This window comes from Rhizobium sp. C104 (assembly GCF_022354505.1).
GTDB classification, from domain to species: domain Bacteria; phylum Pseudomonadota; class Alphaproteobacteria; order Rhizobiales; family Rhizobiaceae; genus Rhizobium; species Rhizobium redzepovicii.
Genome location: NZ_CP092353.1, coordinates 121,531 through 138,862 on the forward strand (window position 1 = coordinate 121,531; position 17,332 = coordinate 138,862).

The following is a 17,332-nucleotide window of genomic DNA, read 5'->3' on the forward strand; positions in this document are numbered from 1 at the left end:
GATGTCGGAAAAGCATATCGATGAACTGAGCGGCGTCGAAACGACGGGTCATGAATGGGACGGCATCCAAGAGCTCAACAATCCCATGCCGCGCTGGTGGATCTGGACCTTCTACGTGACGATCCTCTGGGCGATCGGCTACGCCATCGCTTACCCGGCCATCCCGATGATCACTTCCGCCACTAACGGCTATCTCGGTTATTCAACGCGCGCCGAGCTGCAGCAGGACCTCAATCTCGCTAAGTCATCGCAGACGAAGTTCCATAATCTGATCGCTGCCAAGACAGTGGAGGAGATCGCCGCGGATCCTGCTCTTCGTGAATTCGCGATCGCTGGCGGCGCATCCGCTTTCAAGGTGAACTGCGCGCCCTGCCATGGATCGGGAGCGAGCGGCGGTCCGGGGTTTCCGAATCTCAACGACGACGACTGGCTGTGGGGCGGGGATCTGAATGCCATCCAGACCACGATCGCTCATGGCATCCGCTTCGACGGCGATACGGATAGCCATTCCTCCGAAATGCCGCCCTTTGCCGGTGTTCTGGAGCCCATCCAGATGAAGCAGGTCGCCGCCTATGTCTGGGGGCTGACCAATACGCCCTCGGATGTCGGTCTGGCGGCGGCCGGAAAACAGGTTTTCTTCGACAATTGCGCCCCATGTCACGGCGAGGACGCAAAAGGAAAGGCGGAAATGGGTGCGCCGGATCTCGCCGATGCAATCTGGCTGAAGTCGCGGGGTGAAGACGCCATTCTTCGTCAGGTTGCCTCTCCCAAACATGGCGTCATGCCTGCCTGGGCAGCGCGCCTGGGGGACACAACGGTCAACGAGCTTACCATTTTCGTTCATGCGCTCGGGGGCGGCACGTAAGGAGAAAAGACATGACAGCCCACGACCGCAATCCGATCCTCCGTCTCTACGGCACGCCGCGTGCTGTTATCCGATCGCGTGTCTCAGCGCGCGCCCAACAGATGCCTGCGTCTTCGGAGCAGGACGACCCGGCAAAGATCGGCAATTCGATGGTGAGTTTGATCTGCCTCAAAGACCACATGCAGACGAGCCGATAGTTTCAGCTCCTGTGGAGGACGTCCCAGCGGTTTCTCCGCCGCTGTCCTCCGGCCACGCCCTTACTCTGGGGCGTGGCCTTTTCGCTTCTGCACGGTCGTTCTTGATCTGCATCAAGGAACAGATGCGCCACGGCTGGGAAAAGAGTGGTGAAAATCGGACAGGTCCTATGAATCTCTATACCCGCTCCAATCTAAATGACATTGACCGCGTTTGCGTCGAACCCGTCAACGCCCGGCGCAATCGCCAGCCTCTCTATGCGCCGCGCAAGAAGATCTTTCCGAAACGCGCCGAAGGGCCATTTCGCCGGTTCAAATGGGTCTTGATGCTGCTCACGCTTGGCACCTATTACCTCGCGCCATGGATTCGCTGGGATCGCGGTCCCTATGCGCCCAATCAGGCAATCCTCGTCGACCTCGCCTCGCGGCGCTTCTTCTTTTTCTTCATCGAGATCTGGCCGCAGGAATTCTACTATGTGGCGGGCCTGCTCGTCATGGCGGGCTTCGGCCTCTTCCTCCTCACCGCCGCTGTCGGCCGCGCCTGGTGTGGCTATGCCTGTCCGCAGACCGTCTGGGTCGATCTCTTTCTCGTCGTCGAACGCGCTGTCGAAGGCGACCGAAACGCTCGGATGAAGCTCGATGCCGACCCCTTCACTTTCGACAAGCTCAGGAAGCGGGTGATCAAGCACGCGATCTGGCTGCTGATCGCCGTCGCCACGGGCGGAGCGTGGATCTCCTATTTTGCCGACGCGCCGAGCCTGGCGGCTTCACTGTTTGACGGCAGCGCTCCTGCCGCTGCGTATGCCACGATCGCCACCCTGACCGCGACGACCTATGTGCTTGGCGGCCTCATGCGCGAACAGACATGCACCTATATGTGTCCGTGGCCGCGCATTCAGGGCGCGATGCTGGATGAGAATTCGCTTGTTGTCACCTACAACGACTGGCGGGGCGAGCAGCGGTCGCGCCATGCCAAGAAGGCTCAGGGTCTGCCGGTGGGCGATTGCGTGGACTGCAATGCCTGCGTCGCCGTCTGCCCGATGGGGATCGACATTCGCGACGGCCAGCAGATGGAATGCATCACATGCGCCCTCTGCATCGATGCCTGTGGCGGCGTCATGGACAAGCTCGGAAAGCCACACGGCCTGATCGCCTATGCGACGCTCAAGGAATATTCGAGCAATATGTCGCTTGCTACTGACGGAGGACGGACAGCCATCCAGCCCTCCAATGTCCGAAACGACGACGGAAGCTTCATCCCGACCGTCCGGCATTTCGACTGGCGCATCATCTTCCGCCGAAGAACCGTCTTCTACGGTGTCGTCTGGGCATTGATCGGCATCGCCATGGTCGTCCATCTCGCCTTCCGCGATCGGCTCGGGCTCAACGTCGTCCACGACCGGAACCCTCAATATGTTCTGGAAAGCGACGGCTCCATCCGAAACGGCTACACGCTGCGTGTCCTCAACATGGTGCCGAAGCCGCGGGACGTGACCATCACCCTCGTCGGGCTGGAGGGGGGCACAATGCGCATTCCCGAGTTCGGCAGGCAGGATGTCCGCAGCTTCACCGCTCACGTCGAACCCGACGCGGCCACGACGCTCAAGGTCTTCGTCACGCGCGCCCCCGACGGGGCAGAGATCAACGAATTCCTCTTCGTCATCGAAGATATAGGCCAAGACGCCGGTCAAGCCGACCGGGCGAGCTATCGCGCGGCGTTCAACGCGCCGGGAGACGTGAAATGAAGACATCTACTCGAGGCTTTACCGGCTTGCACGTGCTGCTTGCCACCTCGGCATTCTTCGCCGTGGTGATCGCCGTCAACGCCACCATGGCCTTCTATGCTGCGTCCAGCTGGAGTGGCATCGTCGTGGAAAACACCTATGTGGCCAGCCAGGAATTCAACGCCAGGGCGGCAGCGATGAAGGCAATGGCCGCCTCCGGCGTCGAGGGCGCGCTCGTCGTTAAGGGCAGCCAAATCCGTTACGACATCCACGACAAGGCCGGCACGCCTGCGATGATCGATGATGTCACGCTGAACTTCAAGCGGCCCGTCGGCGATCATGAGGATTTCCGCTTGACGCTCCGGAAGACGGGCGAAGGGCGGTTCGAAGCTGATCACCAGGTTGTCGCCGGCGACTGGATCGTCGAGGCCATATCGAGAATGAATGGGGCGGTCGTCATGCATGAGGCCAAACGCTTCGACACCGCGGAGTTCCGCCAATGACCTGCTGTTCGATGGATGCGGAAAGCGTTCTCGCCCTCAGCGCGACATCTGCCAGCGCCGGGGAGGTACGCCTTGCCAGCCACCCGCTCGGGGCTGGATTACGCCAGGTCGACCTCAGCGTGCCCGACGTCCACTGTGGCGGCTGCATATTGACCATCGAAAAAGCACTGTCGGCGCTTGCGTTCGTCAGGAAAGCCCGGGTCAATCTCACCGCCAGACGTGTCAGCTGCGTCTATCAGGAGGAGATCGAGGCGAAGGCGACCGATCCCTCCGAAATCCTCGCCGCGATCACTTTGGCCGGATACCGCGCCCATCTCATCACGTCGACAGCACTCGAAACCGACAGGATCCGGAACCAGCTACTGCTGGCGATCGGAGTTTCCGGCTTTGCGGCCGCCAACATCATGATGCTCTCGGTGTCGGTATGGTCGGGCGCCGATGCGGCCACGCGCGACATGTTTCACTGGATCTCGGCGATGATCGCGGCGCCTGCGCTGGTTTATGCGGGACGCCTCTTCTTCAAATCGGCGTGGAACGCGGTAAAAAGCGGGCGCACCAACATGGATGTTCCGATCTCGCTTGCCGTGACGCTATCCTATGCAGTCTCCCTGTGGGAAACCGTGCACCATGGCGAGCATGTCTGGTTCGACGCATCGGTGTCCCTGCTGTTCTTCCTGCTGATCGGTAGAACGCTCGATCATGTCATGCGGGAAAAGGCGCGCGCTGCAATCAATGGGCTTGTCAGACTAACGCCGCGCGGTGCGCTGCTGATAATGGCGGACGGGTCGCGGCGCTATGTTGCGGTCGAAGAGATCGCAGTTGGAGACGAGATCTCGATTGCGGCCGGCGAACGCATCCCCTCGACGGCATGATCGTCAGCGGCAAGAGCGACGTCGACCTCTCCATCGTCACCGGCGAAAGCAGCCCGGTCGCCGTCGCCGCAGGCAGCGCGGTGAATTCGGGTGCGATGAACCTGACCGGTTCGCTCGTCCTGCGGGCGACTAAAGTGGCAAGGGATTCACTTCTTTCCGAGATCATCGGCCTGATGGAAGCGGCCGAGGGCGGCAGGGCTCGTTATCGCCGGGTCGCCGATCGCGCCGCAGCACTTTATTCTCCCGCCGTGCACCTGTTGGCGTTGGCCTCCTTTCTCGCCTGGGGCTTGCTTGGCGGCGATTGGAAACAGGCCATGCTGGTCGCGGTCGCGGTGCTGATCATCACATGCCCCTGCGCATTGGGCCTTGCTGTACCGGTGGTCCAGGTGGTCGCCGCCGGCGAACTTTTCCGCAGGGGCATCATGGTGAAGGACGGTTCGGCGCTCGAAAGACTGGCCGACGCGGACATCGTGGCCTTCGACAAGACCGGCACCCTGACGATGGGCCGGCCCCGCCTCGTCCGAGCCGACGCGATCGACGGGGGCAATAGCGCCATCGCCTGCGCAATGGCGGCGCATTCCCGGCATCCGCTTTCCCAGGGTCTGGTGCGGGACATAGAGATCTCTTACCCCTTCGCCTTCGACAGGGTCACGGAAATCGCCGGCGGGGGGCTGGAAGCCTGGAAAGGAGCGGACTTCTATCGGCTCGGCAACCGGGCCTTTGCCTGCGGAACCGGGCTCACGCCCGCAGGCGATAGTCCGTTTTCGGAGGTGGTCCTGTCGAAAAACGGCGTTGATCTCGCCCGTTTCCTGTTTGACGACACGCTTCGTCCGGGCGCCGCCGAGGCTTTCCGCCAGCTCGCTGCAGCCGGTATCGAAACGCTGATAGTATCCGGCGACAGGCAGGCCGTCGTCGACAACACAGCGCGGGCTCTCGGTATCGGCAAAGCTCTGGGCGACCTGGCGCCGAAACAGAAGGTCGAGGAACTCCAGAGGCTGGGCGCCGAGGGCTATCGCGTGCTCATGGTCGGCGACGGGATCAACGACGCACCGGCGCTGGCCGCCGCGCAGGTCTCGATGGCGCCCGCAACCGCATCCGACGTCGGCAGGCAAGCCGCCGACCTTATCTTCTTCAACGATCGTCTCGATGCCGTTCCTGAAGCAATCGCCGTTGCGCGAAGATCCGCCAGCCTCATTCGCCAGAACTTTGCTCTCGCCATCGGTTACAACGTGCTTGCGGTACCGATCGCAATCGCCGGCCTGGCAACGCCGCTGATAGCGGCGGTGGCCATGTCGACTTCGTCGATCATCGTCGTGACGAATGCGCTGCGATTAAATGCCTTCGGCAGGCGCCCCGGCCTACGGAGCGAGCCGCTTGCCGGGGGAAGTGCGGAAGTTGAAACCACATGAACATGCTGATCTATCTGATGCCGATCGCACTGCTGATGGGGGGAATGGGTCTCCTGGCGTTCCTCTGGTCGCTGACGAGCCGCCAGTACGACGACCTTGAAGGAGCAGCTTGGCGAATCCTCGTCGAGGACGAAACCGATTGCAAAAGACCTTGAACCGCTCACGGCCGAAACGAAAGGAAGATCGATGCTATCGAGACATCCCATACTTTTGCGATCTGACCTGTTTCACGGCCTGGACAAAGCAAGGATAGAAGAACTGGCCGACACGGCTCAGTTCCAGATCTTCGCACCGGACGAGCGGATCATCGCCGAGGGCCAGCAGGCGTCGTTCGTCTATTGCGTGATGCGCGGCTTCGTGCGACTTTCGAAGTCGGAATCCGCGGGGCGCCAGGCAGATATCTGCATCTGCGAACCGGGCGAGACGTTCGGCGAATATCTCCTGTCGGGAGGCGGCTCCTACACCTACAGCGCATGGTCCGCCGACGGCGCAGAGGTCGCGTTGTTCGACCTTGTGGAGTTGCGGGTGCTCGCCGACCGCTATCCGATCATGCATCGCAACGTGATGCGCATCATAACCCAGCATCTGCTCGGTGCCATGGATTGCATAGCGGGAGACCGGCTGCACACGGCTGCACAGCGTGTTGCGAATTACCTCGTCAGCCGCTGCCCGGCCTCAGCATCGCAGGCCACCTTTCGCCTGCCTTACCGGAAGAGAATTCTGGCCGGCAAACTCGGTGTTGCGCCCGAAGCCCTTTCGCGGGCTTTCGCTGCCCTCGGTCCTGCAGGGGTCGAAGTCAGAGGCAGGGTCGTCGTGGTCGACAGCGTCGATCTGCTGCGGAAGGCGTGCTGACCTCGGGGCAGGGCGATAACCGCGCCGGAATTCGACCGCCGTCAATGTGGCGATCAATCGCTTGCTCCGTTATGGCCAGGCGCAAATGTACCAGGACGTCATGCTCATCGGGATTGTTCTTGCCATCTCGACTGTCTTCATCGCTTGCTTCAGGCCTTGTCCGCATCAACGGTGGCGCTGACGACACATGCGGATACCGTCGGACTGGCGGGCTTAATAGGGAAGTGCAGACGAACGGGCGCAACGAGCACCAACATGCGACGGAGAGCGTCCGGCGTTATTCTTCGAGGAGCAGGGCCGTCGCGAGATAACCCATGCTGATGGTGCTTGCGAAGAGGTAGATGAACAGGCCCTGCGCGAGATAATTCTCAAGCGTGCCTGCCGCGGCAAATCCATTTTGCCAAACGAAGAAGCCCACGGCGGATCTAATTGCGAACCCCGTCGCCAAACGCGTGAGCATGAACCTGATCATGCGAGGCATGGCACCACCTCAAACTTAATCATTACAAATGGCCGGGCAACGGGAATGGTGACTGGCCAATTGAGTTTTGTCAACGACTGGCGCAAGCCGTCATGCAAGCAGCGGCGGGAGCCGGAGACTACAACAGTGCATCTTCTGTCTTTCGCAGCCGATCACGCCTGCGAATGCGTCGTGAGTTGAGCTGCGAGTTGCAAGGACGATGCGCGCTAAGGACCTAGCGCGGCGGCGGCTTCTTCGCGCGGTTTGCCAGACGTGTCGGAATGTGGGAATAAACAACGGCACCGGCCACGCCCACGACCGCATAGAGCACGAACATCAGCTTGATGGCGATCTGTCGACCAAGCCCGACGAAGGCCCTCGCATCAGGCAGGGCGGCGGCAAAGGCGCCGACGAGGCTGCGGCGCGCGAATGTCCTCGTCCGATCGGAATCGCCGACGTGCGAGCTTGCTATGCCAATGATGCGGGTCGAGCGCGCGGTGCCGTTTCCATTCACCGAAGGCGCCCAATAGCTACCCTCACAACAATGATCCGGCAAGCCTTTGGGCGCGCGAGACGCTAGGAGAGGATGCGCCCCCGCCTTGTCTCGTCGCGTGCTGCGCCCACATTACGATCCAGTGAAGACCTCTCGTCAATCCTGCGAGGGCGCCGAGAATTTGTTCAGCGGAGTGCCGGTTCATAAAGCCAGCTCATGCTCGGACGACTCGTCAGTCAAGATCAAGCGAGTCGGATCTTTCAAGTCGAACTCAATAACACGTGACACGAAGAGACGGGCATAGCGCGTGAAGGCGCTGGTCCGCGGAAAGCGAATTACCGTATCGCATCGGGCGAGAAGGTACATCTCTGTAAGAGCAGAGATACCGCCGTCCGCTCCCAGCGATGCACTGTGTAATAGCCCGGCCTGTGCCGCCTGGAAGCATTTCGGGATAGTGATTAGATCGGGAAACACACCCAGTAAATGGTCCCGTACCTGCGCGCTGTCCGTACACAAGAAAACCAGGGCGTCGATGCGGTAGCGCTTTGGCCTTCTCAATGGCAGTGCACACTTGGCGTAAGGCGAACTCCGGATCGGCCCAGTAGGGCGTATGGTCCATTATATCTTCGTCATTGCCGTGCCGTACGTGCACACCGATGATACTGCGCCCCTTGAAGTGCTCCTGATAGATGGTGTGAATACGAGCCTGAATTTCAGGTCTAAGGTTGAGGCTCTGAAATATCTGGCGTTCGGCAGCTTGGTCGCACCGCCACATTAAACAGGCATCAGAAACTACCCTGTTGGTATCAGTATCGTCCTGGGCTTGAAGAAGCTCAGTCAGTTCGTCCCGTTCCGGGAAAATTTGTTCATCGGGGCGGCAAACGCTCTCGATTGTGGGCTTGTTCCACCATGATGGGAAGAACGGTCCCGGAAATGAGAACTGGTTGATCTGGTCATCGCAAATCACCCGTACGCCAGCAATATCTTGAATCGGCTCGAAGAACACCGTAAAAGCGTTCGTGAAGGGTTGATTGAGATAGCAGGAGCCACGCCAATCGATGGCCAGCGTCCGCCCCGTTCGCTGTGCATAGCGCCAAGCTGCCGCCAGCGACCACAGACAATCACCGAAACCAGTCCGCCGTCGAGAAACAACATACCGATCCCTCTTCAGCGAGCATGTTCTTTGCCTCGTTCTGGAAAAGCGCATCGGCTTAAAATCTGCTGAAATTCTGCATATCAATTCGGACCTGCATCAGCGATCGTGATTCTCGCCAATTTTTATGCATGACCCTTCGTCTCACAGATTTACGATTTTCTGCCAGACTGGAAGTTGCGGCGCCATACGCCTTTTCAGTCCGGGCGTTCAAGCCGCCGCATATCCCTCCGTCATCGTTCAGTCTTTTATCTCGCACCCGATCCGACCCATCGGCATCGCACTTGGGTCGGAGCGAGAGGCCGGAGCTTCCGTGCAAATGGGCGATGACGTATGTTGCGGTACGGCTCATGTTGGCGCGCTTCGCCGATTCATCGAGGATGGCGCCGATCTAGCCAATTCCCGTCCCTTCCCGGTACCTGATCTCGTCATTTCATGCGTCTTCTGGAGCATCCCGGGGAATCCGTAAATCGATTGTTTGGATAATCGCCATCCGCTTCATGGATAACTGTGGGCACCACTGCCATCGTCACAGCTGCCACCGTGGCGGCGATGCTGGCGAAGTCTCACAACTGCGGCTCGCTGGACAAGCAGTCGATGTCGTGCCGCGGCCCAGGTTGTTGATTCAGACGAGCTCGGTTACCTGCACTTGGAGGCCAATCGCGCCCGGGTGTCTTCCAAATGGTGTCCCGCGCTACGACAACGGCTCGATCCTGATCCCCTCAAGTAGTCGTGTGGTCGTCACAGCATGGACCGCCTGCTTTCACCTCTCGACGGTGGTCACCATCCGGGCGACAGTTATCGCTTAGCCAAAAGCGACGCTCCGCCCATCTGCGGAAGATTGGGGCCAGCGCTCGGATCTAACGAAACCGCAAACCGATGGGGTCAGTTCTTCAATTCGGCAAGTGAGACAAGTTCCTCGAGTCGTTTGACAGCCATAGCCGAGCAATTCTATCCGGCGCTTTCAGGCTTCCGGAAGGTTTCAATCTGCTCCAGAGCTTTACCCAGAGCAGGTTAAAAAGCCGCCAATGCCGAGCCATGATAAGTTCTTCAAGGGAGCGACGACGCAAGTCCCGCGCCAGCCACGACAACAGGCTCGGTCCGTTAGCAGGAACCCGTGGAGGCAGAATTTTATCTATGGCGTGGATGGGTGTCATCCAAACAATCGATTTTACGAATTGAATGGCGTCATCCATTAGACGGGCATCTTGACAGAAATCAAGTCGTCGATGGCGCGCCAGTGGTGTAGAGGGGTCAAATGTGTGGCTTTGGAATGCGATGCTTACATAAGCGTTCGATCAGCCCATTGCATCACCTTGCGATCGTCGACAGCTCGGGGATTCACCACCAATCGTCACTTTGATCGCAAGATCGGACGCTTTGGCAAATCGGCAAAAATTATGAGGCCTTTGCATGCGCTTTAACGTGCGTTGGGAACCGTTGCGGAAAAGGAATCGCAACTCCGAGCATGTCGAGGGATCATCTATCGCTCGAATTTACATTCGCACTCGGTGCAGTCCGCAACGAGCCGCGGTATTGACAGATTCAGACGAGGCGGTCTGGTGACCGCTATTTTGGGAAACGGCGTACGCTACACGCTGCCCCGCGCGCGTTTCGACCTGCGTCCACGCGCGGCGTCATCATCCTACCCTTTGGGCGGCCGGTCTCCGAATGGCACACCAGGATAATTTACCGGAAAGGACGAGAACAATGACGCACCTCGATTGCTCGTGCGAAGTGCACGGTGAGCGCGATGACGGCACTGGTCGTAACAGCGTTTATTTGACGTTCGACGACGGTCCGCATCCATTTTGTACACCGGAGATTCTCGATATTCTGGCTGAACACCGGGTGCCGGCAACATTCTTCGTCATCGGCGAGTTCCTGGCCGATCAATCGAAATTGATCCAGCGAATGATTGCAGAGGGGCATGAAGTCGCCAACCACACAATGACGCATCCAGACCTGTCTGACTGCGAACCCGACGAGGTGCAACGTCAGATACTCGAGACAAACAGAGCCATAAAAATGGCGGCGCCTCAGGCGGTGGTGCGGCACATCCGGGCTCCTTACGGCATCTGGACCGAAGAAGTGCTCAAGGCTTCGGCGAATGCGGAACTCACTGCCGTGCACTGGTCGGTAGATCCACGAGACTGGTCTCTTCCGGGGCCGACGCCATTGTCAATGATGTGCTGCAGTCTGTCCGACCGGGGTCAATCGTGCTCTTGCACGACGGTTGTCCCTCCAGTGAAATGCAGCAAGGAACTGACCGCAGTCTGCGCCACCAGACTATTATGGCGTTATCTAGGATAATTCCAGCTTTACATGATCGCGGCTTTGTATTCCGCTCGCTTACTCGGGAGTTCTGAAGATCCGATGGATATGCTTGACACAACCAGCACTGTCGCCGTCTCGCTTTATACACTTCTCTCGACTGCTTATAAAAGCATGCAGGCCGTTTATTCTCTGCCGACCGATGTTTCATTGGCGTCCCAGGGCTTGGACGGCTTTGACGAGCTGCCCAGCGTAGATGTCATCGTGCCAAGCTTCAACGAGGATCCCCGCACGCTTTCGGAGTGCCTGGCTTCTATTGCGGGTCAGGAATACGGGGGAAGGCTGCAGGTTTACCTAGTTGATGACGGTTCCGAAAATCGCGAGGCTTTGCGACCTGTGCACGAGGCCTTCGCACGAGACCCCAGATTCAATATTCTCCTGCTTCCCCAGAATGTCGGTAAACGGAAGGCACAGATCGCCGCGATACGCCGCTCTGCTGGAGATATGGTGTTAAACGTCGACTCCGACACGATCCTCGCATCTGACGTCATCAGGAAACTCGTGCCTAAAATGCAAGATCCGGCTGTCGGCGCGGCCATGGGACAGTTGACGGCCCGCAACCGAAACGATAGTTGGCTGACCCGTTTGATCGATATGGAGTACTGGCTGGCTTGCAACGAGGAGCGTGCGGCACAAGCTCGCTTCGGAGCCGTTATGTGCTGCTGCGGTCCATGTGCTATCTACCGTCGCTCTGCGCTCGCTTCGCTGCTTGACCAGTACGAATCACAGTATTTTCGGGGAAAGCCAAGCGATTTCGGTGAGGATCGGCATCTCACCATTCTCATGCTGAAGGCAGGCTTTCGAACGGAGTACGTGCCGAGCGCCATCGCAGCGACAGTCGTTCCGAACAAGCTAGGACCGTATCTGCGCCAACAACTACGCTGGGCGCGGAGCACGTACCGGGACACGTTGCTTGGGCTGCGCCTGCTGCCCAACCTCAATCGCTTCCTTACGCTCGACGTTGTCGGACAGAACCTCGGACCGCCGCTTCTGGCACTATCGGTGCTGACGGGGCTCGCACAGCTTGCATTGACGGGCACCGTGCCTTGGTTGGCAGCCCTGATGATTGTGGCCATGACGATGATCCACTGCAGCGTTGTCGCGCTTCGGGCCCGCCAACTACGGTTCCTCGGGTTCTCTCTGCATGCATTCATCAATATTTTTCTGCTACTTCCCTTGAAAGCCTACGCGCTGTGCACGCTGAGCAATAGCGACTGGCTGTCGCGCAGCTCTGCTGGCAACTCGAATCAACATCCGGCGACTGATGCGCGCACTACAGAATGTTCTGGACATGCGACAGCGCCTCGAAGGCTCAACCCCGCCCGCGATCCTGCCGCGCGAACGACGTCTGACTGCATGTGCAGCGACGAGTAAGATCTATTTACCGAGGTGAACGAGTTGACACAGATCGACAATTATCAATTGCTGAATCGGGAACTGGCTGCACCCGATCCATGGGGACTCGACGCCAATCCATTCGAGCGTGAGCGTCACACGCAAATGCTCCGCTTGGCGCTTGCCCAGGGATCCATCTCAAATGCGCTCGAAGTGGGATGCGCTGCCGGCGCATTTACGGTGCAGCTAGCCCCCCACTGCAAACGGCTCACCGTGATCGATGTTGTGCCTCACGCTATAGAAAGATCGCGTCGACGCATGAGGGATTATCCGCACATCAGCTGGATAGTCTCTGATGTTCAACAGTTTTCACCTGACGAGAGGTTTGATCTGATCGTTGTGGCGGAAGTGCTCTACTACATCGGAGGAATAGCCGAGATGAGAGGGGCTGTTCGGAATTTAGTGCGGATGCTTGCGCCAGATGGATATCTGGTTTTCGGATCGGCGCGCGACGCCAATTGTCGTCGCTGGGGCCACGTTGCTGGTGCTGAGACGGTCCTCGGCATGCTGAACGAAACTTTGCTCGAGGTAGAGCGGCTTGAGTGTCGGGGTGAGTCGGTCAACGAAGATTGCTTACTCGCCTGTTTCCGAAATCCGGCCTCCTAGCGGCCCCAACCCTCGACGTTCAGACATGGAGACACTATGCGCGTCTGTGGTATTAAATTGACCCGTGACGGAGCGGACGCGCTTGTCGAGGGTGGGTGGCTCGCCTTCTGCGTCGAGCAGGAGAAGCGGGGCAACAACCCGCGATATGAAACTGTCGACAATCTCGACGCGATTGGCGCCGCTTGGCGCAACACGGTCCGGATCCACGCGTTATTGATCAAATCATCATCGATGGCTGGGATGCAATGCTGAAAGTTCTCTCGAATCCGTCGAGGGCTCCGGAACTCGTTCCAATGACAGGGCATTTCCTTACAAGACTTATCCTCGTGATACGTGCCGCGCGGCCCCCGCGCCCGTGGCTCCGCCTCGTGGCGCCGATCTGCCTGGTGGACCGTGCGCCTTATATAGTCAGCCCTCGAACTCCGGATTGCGATATGTTGTTTAAGCATCAGACGCGGATGGGACGCCAGGAGAGAATTCCGGCTGTTGTCCATCTCGATGAATCTGCACGATTGCAGACCATTCCAGGCACTCTCTCCACGAAGTCGCCGAGGTACTCGTCGAATATAAAAAGCTCAGGGACATTCGGCTGCTCTGCAACACGATTGCCAATTACCACGGACGAGGCGTTTTCCCGGATGCTGCTGCAGCCCTTTAATGAGGACGCAATGAACACATACGGTGCGATAGACCAGGAAGAACCCACCCAACCGAAGAAATGCCAGTCAACGGCGCCCGACGGTCAGATGAGGGCATGTTCATGCCCGCAATAGATTTTTCCGACGTAAGCAAGACATATGGCGACAAGGCCGTGGTCAACGCGCTATCGTTCCGTGTTTCCCGGGGGAATGCTTCGGGCTGCTTGGACCGAACGGCGCGGGCAAGAGCACGATCGCACGTATGATCCTTGGCATGACATCCCCTGATGCGGGGAAGATTACTGTGCTCGGCGTGCCGGTACCTGCCCAGGCTCGTTTGGCGCGCAAGGGTATCGGCGTGGTGCCGCAATTCGACAACCTTGAGCCCGAATTCACTGTGCGCGAGAATCTGCTGGTCTACGGCCGCTACTTCGGCATGAATACACGCAGAGTTGAAGCGGTCATGCCGTCGCTCCTTGAGTTTGCACGCCTAGAGAGCAAGGTGAATGCGCGTGTGTCTGAACTTTCAGGCGGCATGAAGCGGCGCCTGACGCTAGCGCGTGCGTTGATCAATGACCCGCAGCTACTTGTCATGGACGAGCCGACCACCGGTCTCGACCCACACGCGCGCCACCTGATCTGGGAGCGCCTGCGTTCCCTGCTTACGCGCGGCAAAACGATCATCTTGACCACCCATTTCATGGAAGAGGCCGAACGGTTATGCGATCGACTCTGCGTACTCGAAAGAGGTCGCAGCATTGCCGAAGGGCGTCCGCATGACCTGATCGATGAACTGATCGGGTGCGAAGTCATTGAGATCTACGGCGGCGATCCGCATGAATTGGAATCGCTGGTCGGGCCATATGCCGATCGCATCGAAATTAGCGGCGAGACCCTTTTTTGCTATGTGTCCGACCCGGAGCAGGTGCGTGTGCGGTTACGGGAGCGCGCGGGCTTGCGTATTCTGCAGCGTCCGCCGAATCTTGAGGATGTGTTTTTGCGGTTGACCGGGCGCGAGATGGAGAAGTGAACGATGGGTGAAGGTTGTGCCGCGGCTCTGCCCGCCAACGCTTTTAACTGGATTGCGATATGGCGACGCAACTATCTGGCATGGAAGAAAGTAGCACTTGCGTCAATTGTTGGAAGTCTGGCCGATCCTATGATCTACCTGTTTGGCCTCGGCCTTGGTCTCGGAATTATTGTGGGTCGCGTTGACGGCACAACCTACGTTGCGTTCTTGGCGGGCGGCATGGTGGCGACAAGCGCGATGACGTCTGCGACGTTCGAGACGATTTACGCGGCTTTTACGCGAATGCACGCCCAACGCACCTGGGAAGCCATGCTCTACACACAAATGACACTCGGGGACATCATCCTGGGTGAGTTGGCATGGGCAGCGAGCAAGGCATTTCTTGCCGGTACGGGAATCATAATTGTCGCCACCGTGCTAGGCTATGCGACGTGGCCGTCAGTCCTCTATGTGTTGCCAGTTATCATGCTCACTGGATTTGCATTCGCGAGCCTGGCGATGGTAGTCACGGCACTTGCGCCCAGTTACGAGTATTTCATTTTTTACCAGACGCTCGTCCTCACACCAATGCTGTTCTTGTGCGGCGCGGTGTTTCCAATCACGCAACTGCCCCCGACCTTTCAGCAGGTAGCGCAGTTCTTGCCTCTAGCGCATGCGATCGACCTCATACGCCCGGCAATGCTTGGGCGTCCCGCGAGCAGCATGGGCCTGCATATAGGCGCGCTTTGCATCTACGCGATTTTGCCGTTCTTCCTGTCGGCAGCGCTGTTGCGTCGGCGCCTGATGTCTTGACGCTACTCGCAACCACGCCAGGAGGGGTATTGCGACGCAGTGTCTGGAAAAGACCCGCAGAGCTCTGAAGATAGTCATCATAGTCTGGGAACAAATGAACCCGTGTCGGCGCCGGTGAGACGATGCAGGTTTTCGCTCTGCAACTGGCCGAACTCGGTAGCAAACACCCTTCAGGAAGATCCGGCGTGCATCAGGAGAAAAGCAAATGAAGGTCATCTCAATCGCCACGGCGCTCTTTGCTCTGGCGTGTCCCGCGAACGCGTTCGAAAACAAAGCGGTCGCGGCTACGCTTATCTTAAGGACCGATCGTACGATTGCCGGTCAGCCCATCATCGTTCCACGGAAGGACGTCGAGGTCATCGCTTCGATTTATGAGATTGCGCCCGGTGCGACGTTACCAATTCATCAGCATCGCTATCAGCGCTATGGCTATGTGCTTTCCGGGGAAATCACGGTCACCAATACAGAATCTGGGAAAGAAAGCATTTTCACGGCAGGGGATTTTGTCGTCGAGTCCTGGGGGATATGGCATAAAGGGGCGAACAACGGCACCGAGCCGGTAAAGCTGCTCGTGATCGATCAGGTGGAAAGGGGCAGTGAGAATGTTCTGCCGCAAAAATAAAGACGTTGAGGTATCACCGGAGGGCAATCTGGCGCCACGGCTCGGATGTGGTGAACCCGTCCCATATTAGGGGTTGGTTTGCCGCTCCTTGCTAGTGTCGATTGGAGCTGCGTGAACCTTCGACTTGCGTTGTCGACAAAACTGTCGAGGAGCTTGTTTCATTGGTCGGTTGAACGGCGGGCGTAGGAGAGCATCTGTCCAGTTCCTCCATGCTTGGTCGTCAGTCAGTCAGCGCGGCTGTTGGGCCAGCGGCGACACGATCGCTCATCCGTGAGGCTGTAACGGCGGCGTCTCAAAGTGGCCCTCATTCCGACGCCATGAATCACGCCCAACGACAAAACCACGTAAGAATGCTAGGAAATCCTGAGACGTCTCATTACCTCATTCGGCGAGGGCATGCGGGATGCTTCCTGACATAGCACGTCCCGCATCCAGAGGCTTGCCTGATCACTATTGTGAAGGGCGGGCCATTGGAGGGCCTGTGTGAACGCGGGCAACGGTAGCGGAAGGTCAGCGATCCGCAGGGGTATTGTCTTTTCGAGCTGCTTGACCAGGCGTAAGGGCATTGTCGCTATGCGCTCGGTCCCTGAAAGCATGAACGGAATCATGCTGAAGCCCTGCACGACTACTTCGACATGTCTCTTAAGCCCGTGCTCAAGCAAACACCATTCCTCGATGGAAGCCGTCCGGGCGTTCCCAAACTTCACCACAACGTGTCCCATCGACATATACCTCTCGATTGTAAGTTGCTCCGAGAGTAGCTTGTTCGAGCGGCAGCCCACGCACACGAGGGTCTCCTCGAATAGCGTCACCTTAGGATGTGCGCGCGACATGAGCAATTCCGGAAAGATGAGAAAATCGGCGTCACCGCGCCGCAGGTAATCATCGTAGTTATCGGCGATAGGCAGCAACTCGAAGCAGACGGCGGGCGCTTCTCGGGCGACACGCCTCACGACCTTTTCAAAAAAAACGAGTGCGGCGTAATCGGAAAGGATGACTCTGAAGCAGCGATCCGATTGAGCCGGGCTAAACGGATCCCAGGATATGATCGAGACCTGGATGTGAAGCAGAGCCTCGCGGACCGAAGGCGCGAGCCGCTCCGCACGCGGGGTTGGAACGAGTTCGCGACCCACCATGGTAAAAAGGTCGTCATTGAAATAGGTGCGTAACCTGCCGACGGCCGCGCTCATGGCCGGCTGGCTCAGGTTGATGCTGCGCGCCGCCGCCGTGAGATTACGCTCGGTCATCAGGGCGTCGAGTGCGACGAGGAGATTCAGATCAAGGCCCTTGAACCGCATGTCTTCATCCGTAGCGAGGTGGGGAGAGAAAAGGTGAAAAGGCTCGGTCTCGCGGTGCGGCGCCGAGAGAGATCAGCAAGCAAAGGGTCGCC

The 17,332-nt window shown here is 58.6% G+C and carries 14 protein-coding genes and 5 pseudogenes; 15 read left to right on the forward strand and 4 right to left on the reverse strand.

What is annotated here, in order from left to right; translation table 11 throughout:
- Position 1: 1 nt before the first annotated feature.
- The 7 genes and pseudogenes from ccoP to MF410_RS32750 all read left to right on the forward strand — a co-directional run bounded on the left by ccoP (position 2) and on the right by MF410_RS32750 (position 6,419).
- A complete protein-coding gene (gene ccoP / locus MF410_RS32720) occupies positions 2-865 on the forward strand; it encodes a cytochrome-c oxidase, cbb3-type subunit III (RefSeq protein WP_088397122.1) in 864 nt (287 codons plus the stop codon).
- An 11-nt stretch (positions 866-876) separates the two neighbouring features.
- A complete protein-coding gene (locus MF410_RS32725) occupies positions 877-1,062 on the forward strand; it encodes a hypothetical protein (RefSeq protein WP_054185956.1) in 186 nt (61 codons plus the stop codon).
- Between the two features lie 167 nt (positions 1,063-1,229).
- Positions 1,230-2,804 carry a cytochrome c oxidase accessory protein CcoG gene (ccoG, locus tag MF410_RS32730; RefSeq protein ID WP_097622118.1) on the forward strand — a complete coding sequence of 525 codons (1,575 nt, stop codon included), beginning with the start codon at positions 1,230-1,232 and terminating at the stop codon, positions 2,802-2,804.
- Complete coding sequence (locus MF410_RS32735; protein ID WP_007637017.1) at positions 2,801-3,286, forward strand: FixH family protein; 486 nt, start codon at positions 2,801-2,803, stop codon at positions 3,284-3,286. Before ccoG ends, MF410_RS32735 begins: the two co-directional genes overlap by 4 nt.
- A pseudogene (locus tag MF410_RS32740) lies at positions 3,283-5,567 on the forward strand (cation-translocating P-type ATPase). Before MF410_RS32735 ends, MF410_RS32740 begins: the two are co-directional and overlap by 4 nt.
- Complete coding sequence (gene ccoS, locus MF410_RS32745) at positions 5,564-5,722, forward strand: cbb3-type cytochrome oxidase assembly protein CcoS (protein WP_004674425.1); 159 nt, start codon at positions 5,564-5,566, stop codon at positions 5,720-5,722. The pseudogene MF410_RS32740 and the gene ccoS overlap by 4 nt, the downstream one beginning before the upstream one ends.
- 31 nt (positions 5,723-5,753) lie before the next feature.
- Positions 5,754-6,419, forward strand: coding sequence for a Crp/Fnr family transcriptional regulator (locus MF410_RS32750; protein ID WP_054185960.1), 666 nt, complete (start codon positions 5,754-5,756; stop codon positions 6,417-6,419).
- Between the two features lie 277 nt (positions 6,420-6,696).
- Here MF410_RS32750 and MF410_RS32755 read toward each other — a convergent pair whose 3' ends face one another.
- The 3 genes and pseudogenes from MF410_RS32755 to MF410_RS32765 all read right to left on the reverse strand — a co-directional run bounded on the left by MF410_RS32755 (position 6,697) and on the right by MF410_RS32765 (position 8,579).
- Positions 6,697-6,900: a hypothetical protein gene (locus MF410_RS32755; RefSeq protein WP_097622120.1), complete on the reverse strand. Its 204-nt coding sequence runs from the start codon at positions 6,898-6,900 to the stop codon at positions 6,697-6,699.
- Positions 6,901-7,114: 214 nt separating this feature from the next.
- Positions 7,115-7,393, reverse strand: coding sequence for a hypothetical protein (locus MF410_RS32760; RefSeq protein WP_239621152.1), 279 nt, complete (start codon positions 7,391-7,393; stop codon positions 7,115-7,117).
- A gap of 180 nt (positions 7,394-7,573) precedes the next feature.
- Positions 7,574-8,579, reverse strand: a pseudogene (locus MF410_RS32765) (nodulation protein NodZ).
- A 1,656-nt stretch (positions 8,580-10,235) separates the two neighbouring features.
- On the opposite strand from MF410_RS32765, the pseudogene nodB reads away from it, so the two are divergent.
- The 8 genes and pseudogenes from nodB (at position 10,236) to MF410_RS32810 (ending at position 15,942) form a co-directional block, all read left to right on the forward strand.
- Positions 10,236-10,894 (forward strand): annotated as a pseudogene (gene nodB / locus MF410_RS32775) (chitooligosaccharide deacetylase NodB).
- 7 nt (positions 10,895-10,901) lie between these two features.
- The gene (nodC, locus tag MF410_RS32780; protein ID WP_097622121.1) at positions 10,902-12,233 is read left to right on the forward strand and encodes a chitooligosaccharide synthase NodC; all 1,332 of its coding nucleotides are present in this window, start codon (positions 10,902-10,904) and stop codon (positions 12,231-12,233) included.
- Positions 12,234-12,248: 15 nt separating this feature from the next.
- The gene (nodS, locus tag MF410_RS32785; protein WP_097622122.1) at positions 12,249-12,860 is read left to right on the forward strand and encodes a nodulation methyltransferase NodS; all 612 of its coding nucleotides are present in this window, start codon (positions 12,249-12,251) and stop codon (positions 12,858-12,860) included.
- Between the two features lie 36 nt (positions 12,861-12,896).
- Positions 12,897-13,112, forward strand: a complete 216-nt coding sequence (locus tag MF410_RS32790) for a carbamoyltransferase N-terminal domain-containing protein (RefSeq protein WP_008536485.1) — start codon at positions 12,897-12,899, stop codon at positions 13,110-13,112.
- 110 nt (positions 13,113-13,222) lie between these two features.
- Positions 13,223-13,515: pseudogene (locus MF410_RS32795) on the forward strand (carbamoyltransferase C-terminal domain-containing protein); the annotation flags it as partial.
- Positions 13,516-13,614: 99 nt separating this feature from the next.
- Positions 13,615-14,528: pseudogene (gene nodI / locus MF410_RS32800) on the forward strand (nodulation factor ABC transporter ATP-binding protein NodI).
- 3 nt (positions 14,529-14,531) lie between these two features.
- On the forward strand, positions 14,532-15,320 hold the full coding sequence (locus MF410_RS32805; RefSeq protein WP_097622124.1) for an ABC transporter permease: 789 nt from the start codon (positions 14,532-14,534) through the stop codon (positions 15,318-15,320).
- A 205-nt stretch (positions 15,321-15,525) separates the two neighbouring features.
- Positions 15,526-15,942, forward strand: coding sequence for a cupin domain-containing protein (locus MF410_RS32810; RefSeq protein ID WP_088397132.1), 417 nt, complete (start codon positions 15,526-15,528; stop codon positions 15,940-15,942).
- A gap of 353 nt (positions 15,943-16,295) precedes the next feature.
- Here MF410_RS32810 and nodD1 read toward each other — a convergent pair whose 3' ends face one another.
- Positions 16,296-17,240, reverse strand: coding sequence for a transcriptional regulator NodD1 (gene nodD1 / locus MF410_RS32815; protein ID WP_097622125.1), 945 nt, complete (start codon positions 17,238-17,240; stop codon positions 16,296-16,298).
- Positions 17,241-17,332 lie beyond the last annotated feature (92 nt).

Bases quoted from the DNA above. Each gene is read 5' to 3' on its own strand.
- MF410_RS32810 (WP_088397132.1), top strand. From the start codon at position 15,526: ATGAAGGTCATCTCAATCGCCACGGCGCTCTTTGCTCTGGCGTGTCCC.
- ccoS (WP_004674425.1), top strand. From the start codon at position 5,564: ATGAACATGCTGATCTATCTGATGCCGATCGCACTGCTGATGGGGGGA.
- MF410_RS32755 (WP_097622120.1), bottom strand. From the start codon at position 6,900: ATGCCTCGCATGATCAGGTTCATGCTCACGCGTTTGGCGACGGGGTTC.
- MF410_RS32735 (WP_007637017.1), top strand. From the start codon at position 2,801: ATGAAGACATCTACTCGAGGCTTTACCGGCTTGCACGTGCTGCTTGCC.
- MF410_RS32725 (WP_054185956.1), top strand. From the start codon at position 877: ATGACAGCCCACGACCGCAATCCGATCCTCCGTCTCTACGGCACGCCG.
- MF410_RS32790 (WP_008536485.1), top strand. From the start codon at position 12,897: ATGCGCGTCTGTGGTATTAAATTGACCCGTGACGGAGCGGACGCGCTT.
- ccoG (WP_097622118.1), top strand. From the start codon at position 1,230: ATGAATCTCTATACCCGCTCCAATCTAAATGACATTGACCGCGTTTGC.
- MF410_RS32805 (WP_097622124.1), top strand. From the start codon at position 14,532: ATGGGTGAAGGTTGTGCCGCGGCTCTGCCCGCCAACGCTTTTAACTGG.
- nodD1 (WP_097622125.1), bottom strand. From the start codon at position 17,240: ATGCGGTTCAAGGGCCTTGATCTGAATCTCCTCGTCGCACTCGACGCC.
- ccoP (WP_088397122.1), top strand. From the start codon at position 2: ATGTCGGAAAAGCATATCGATGAACTGAGCGGCGTCGAAACGACGGGT.
- nodC (WP_097622121.1), top strand. From the start codon at position 10,902: ATGGATATGCTTGACACAACCAGCACTGTCGCCGTCTCGCTTTATACA.
- MF410_RS32750 (WP_054185960.1), top strand. From the start codon at position 5,754: ATGCTATCGAGACATCCCATACTTTTGCGATCTGACCTGTTTCACGGC.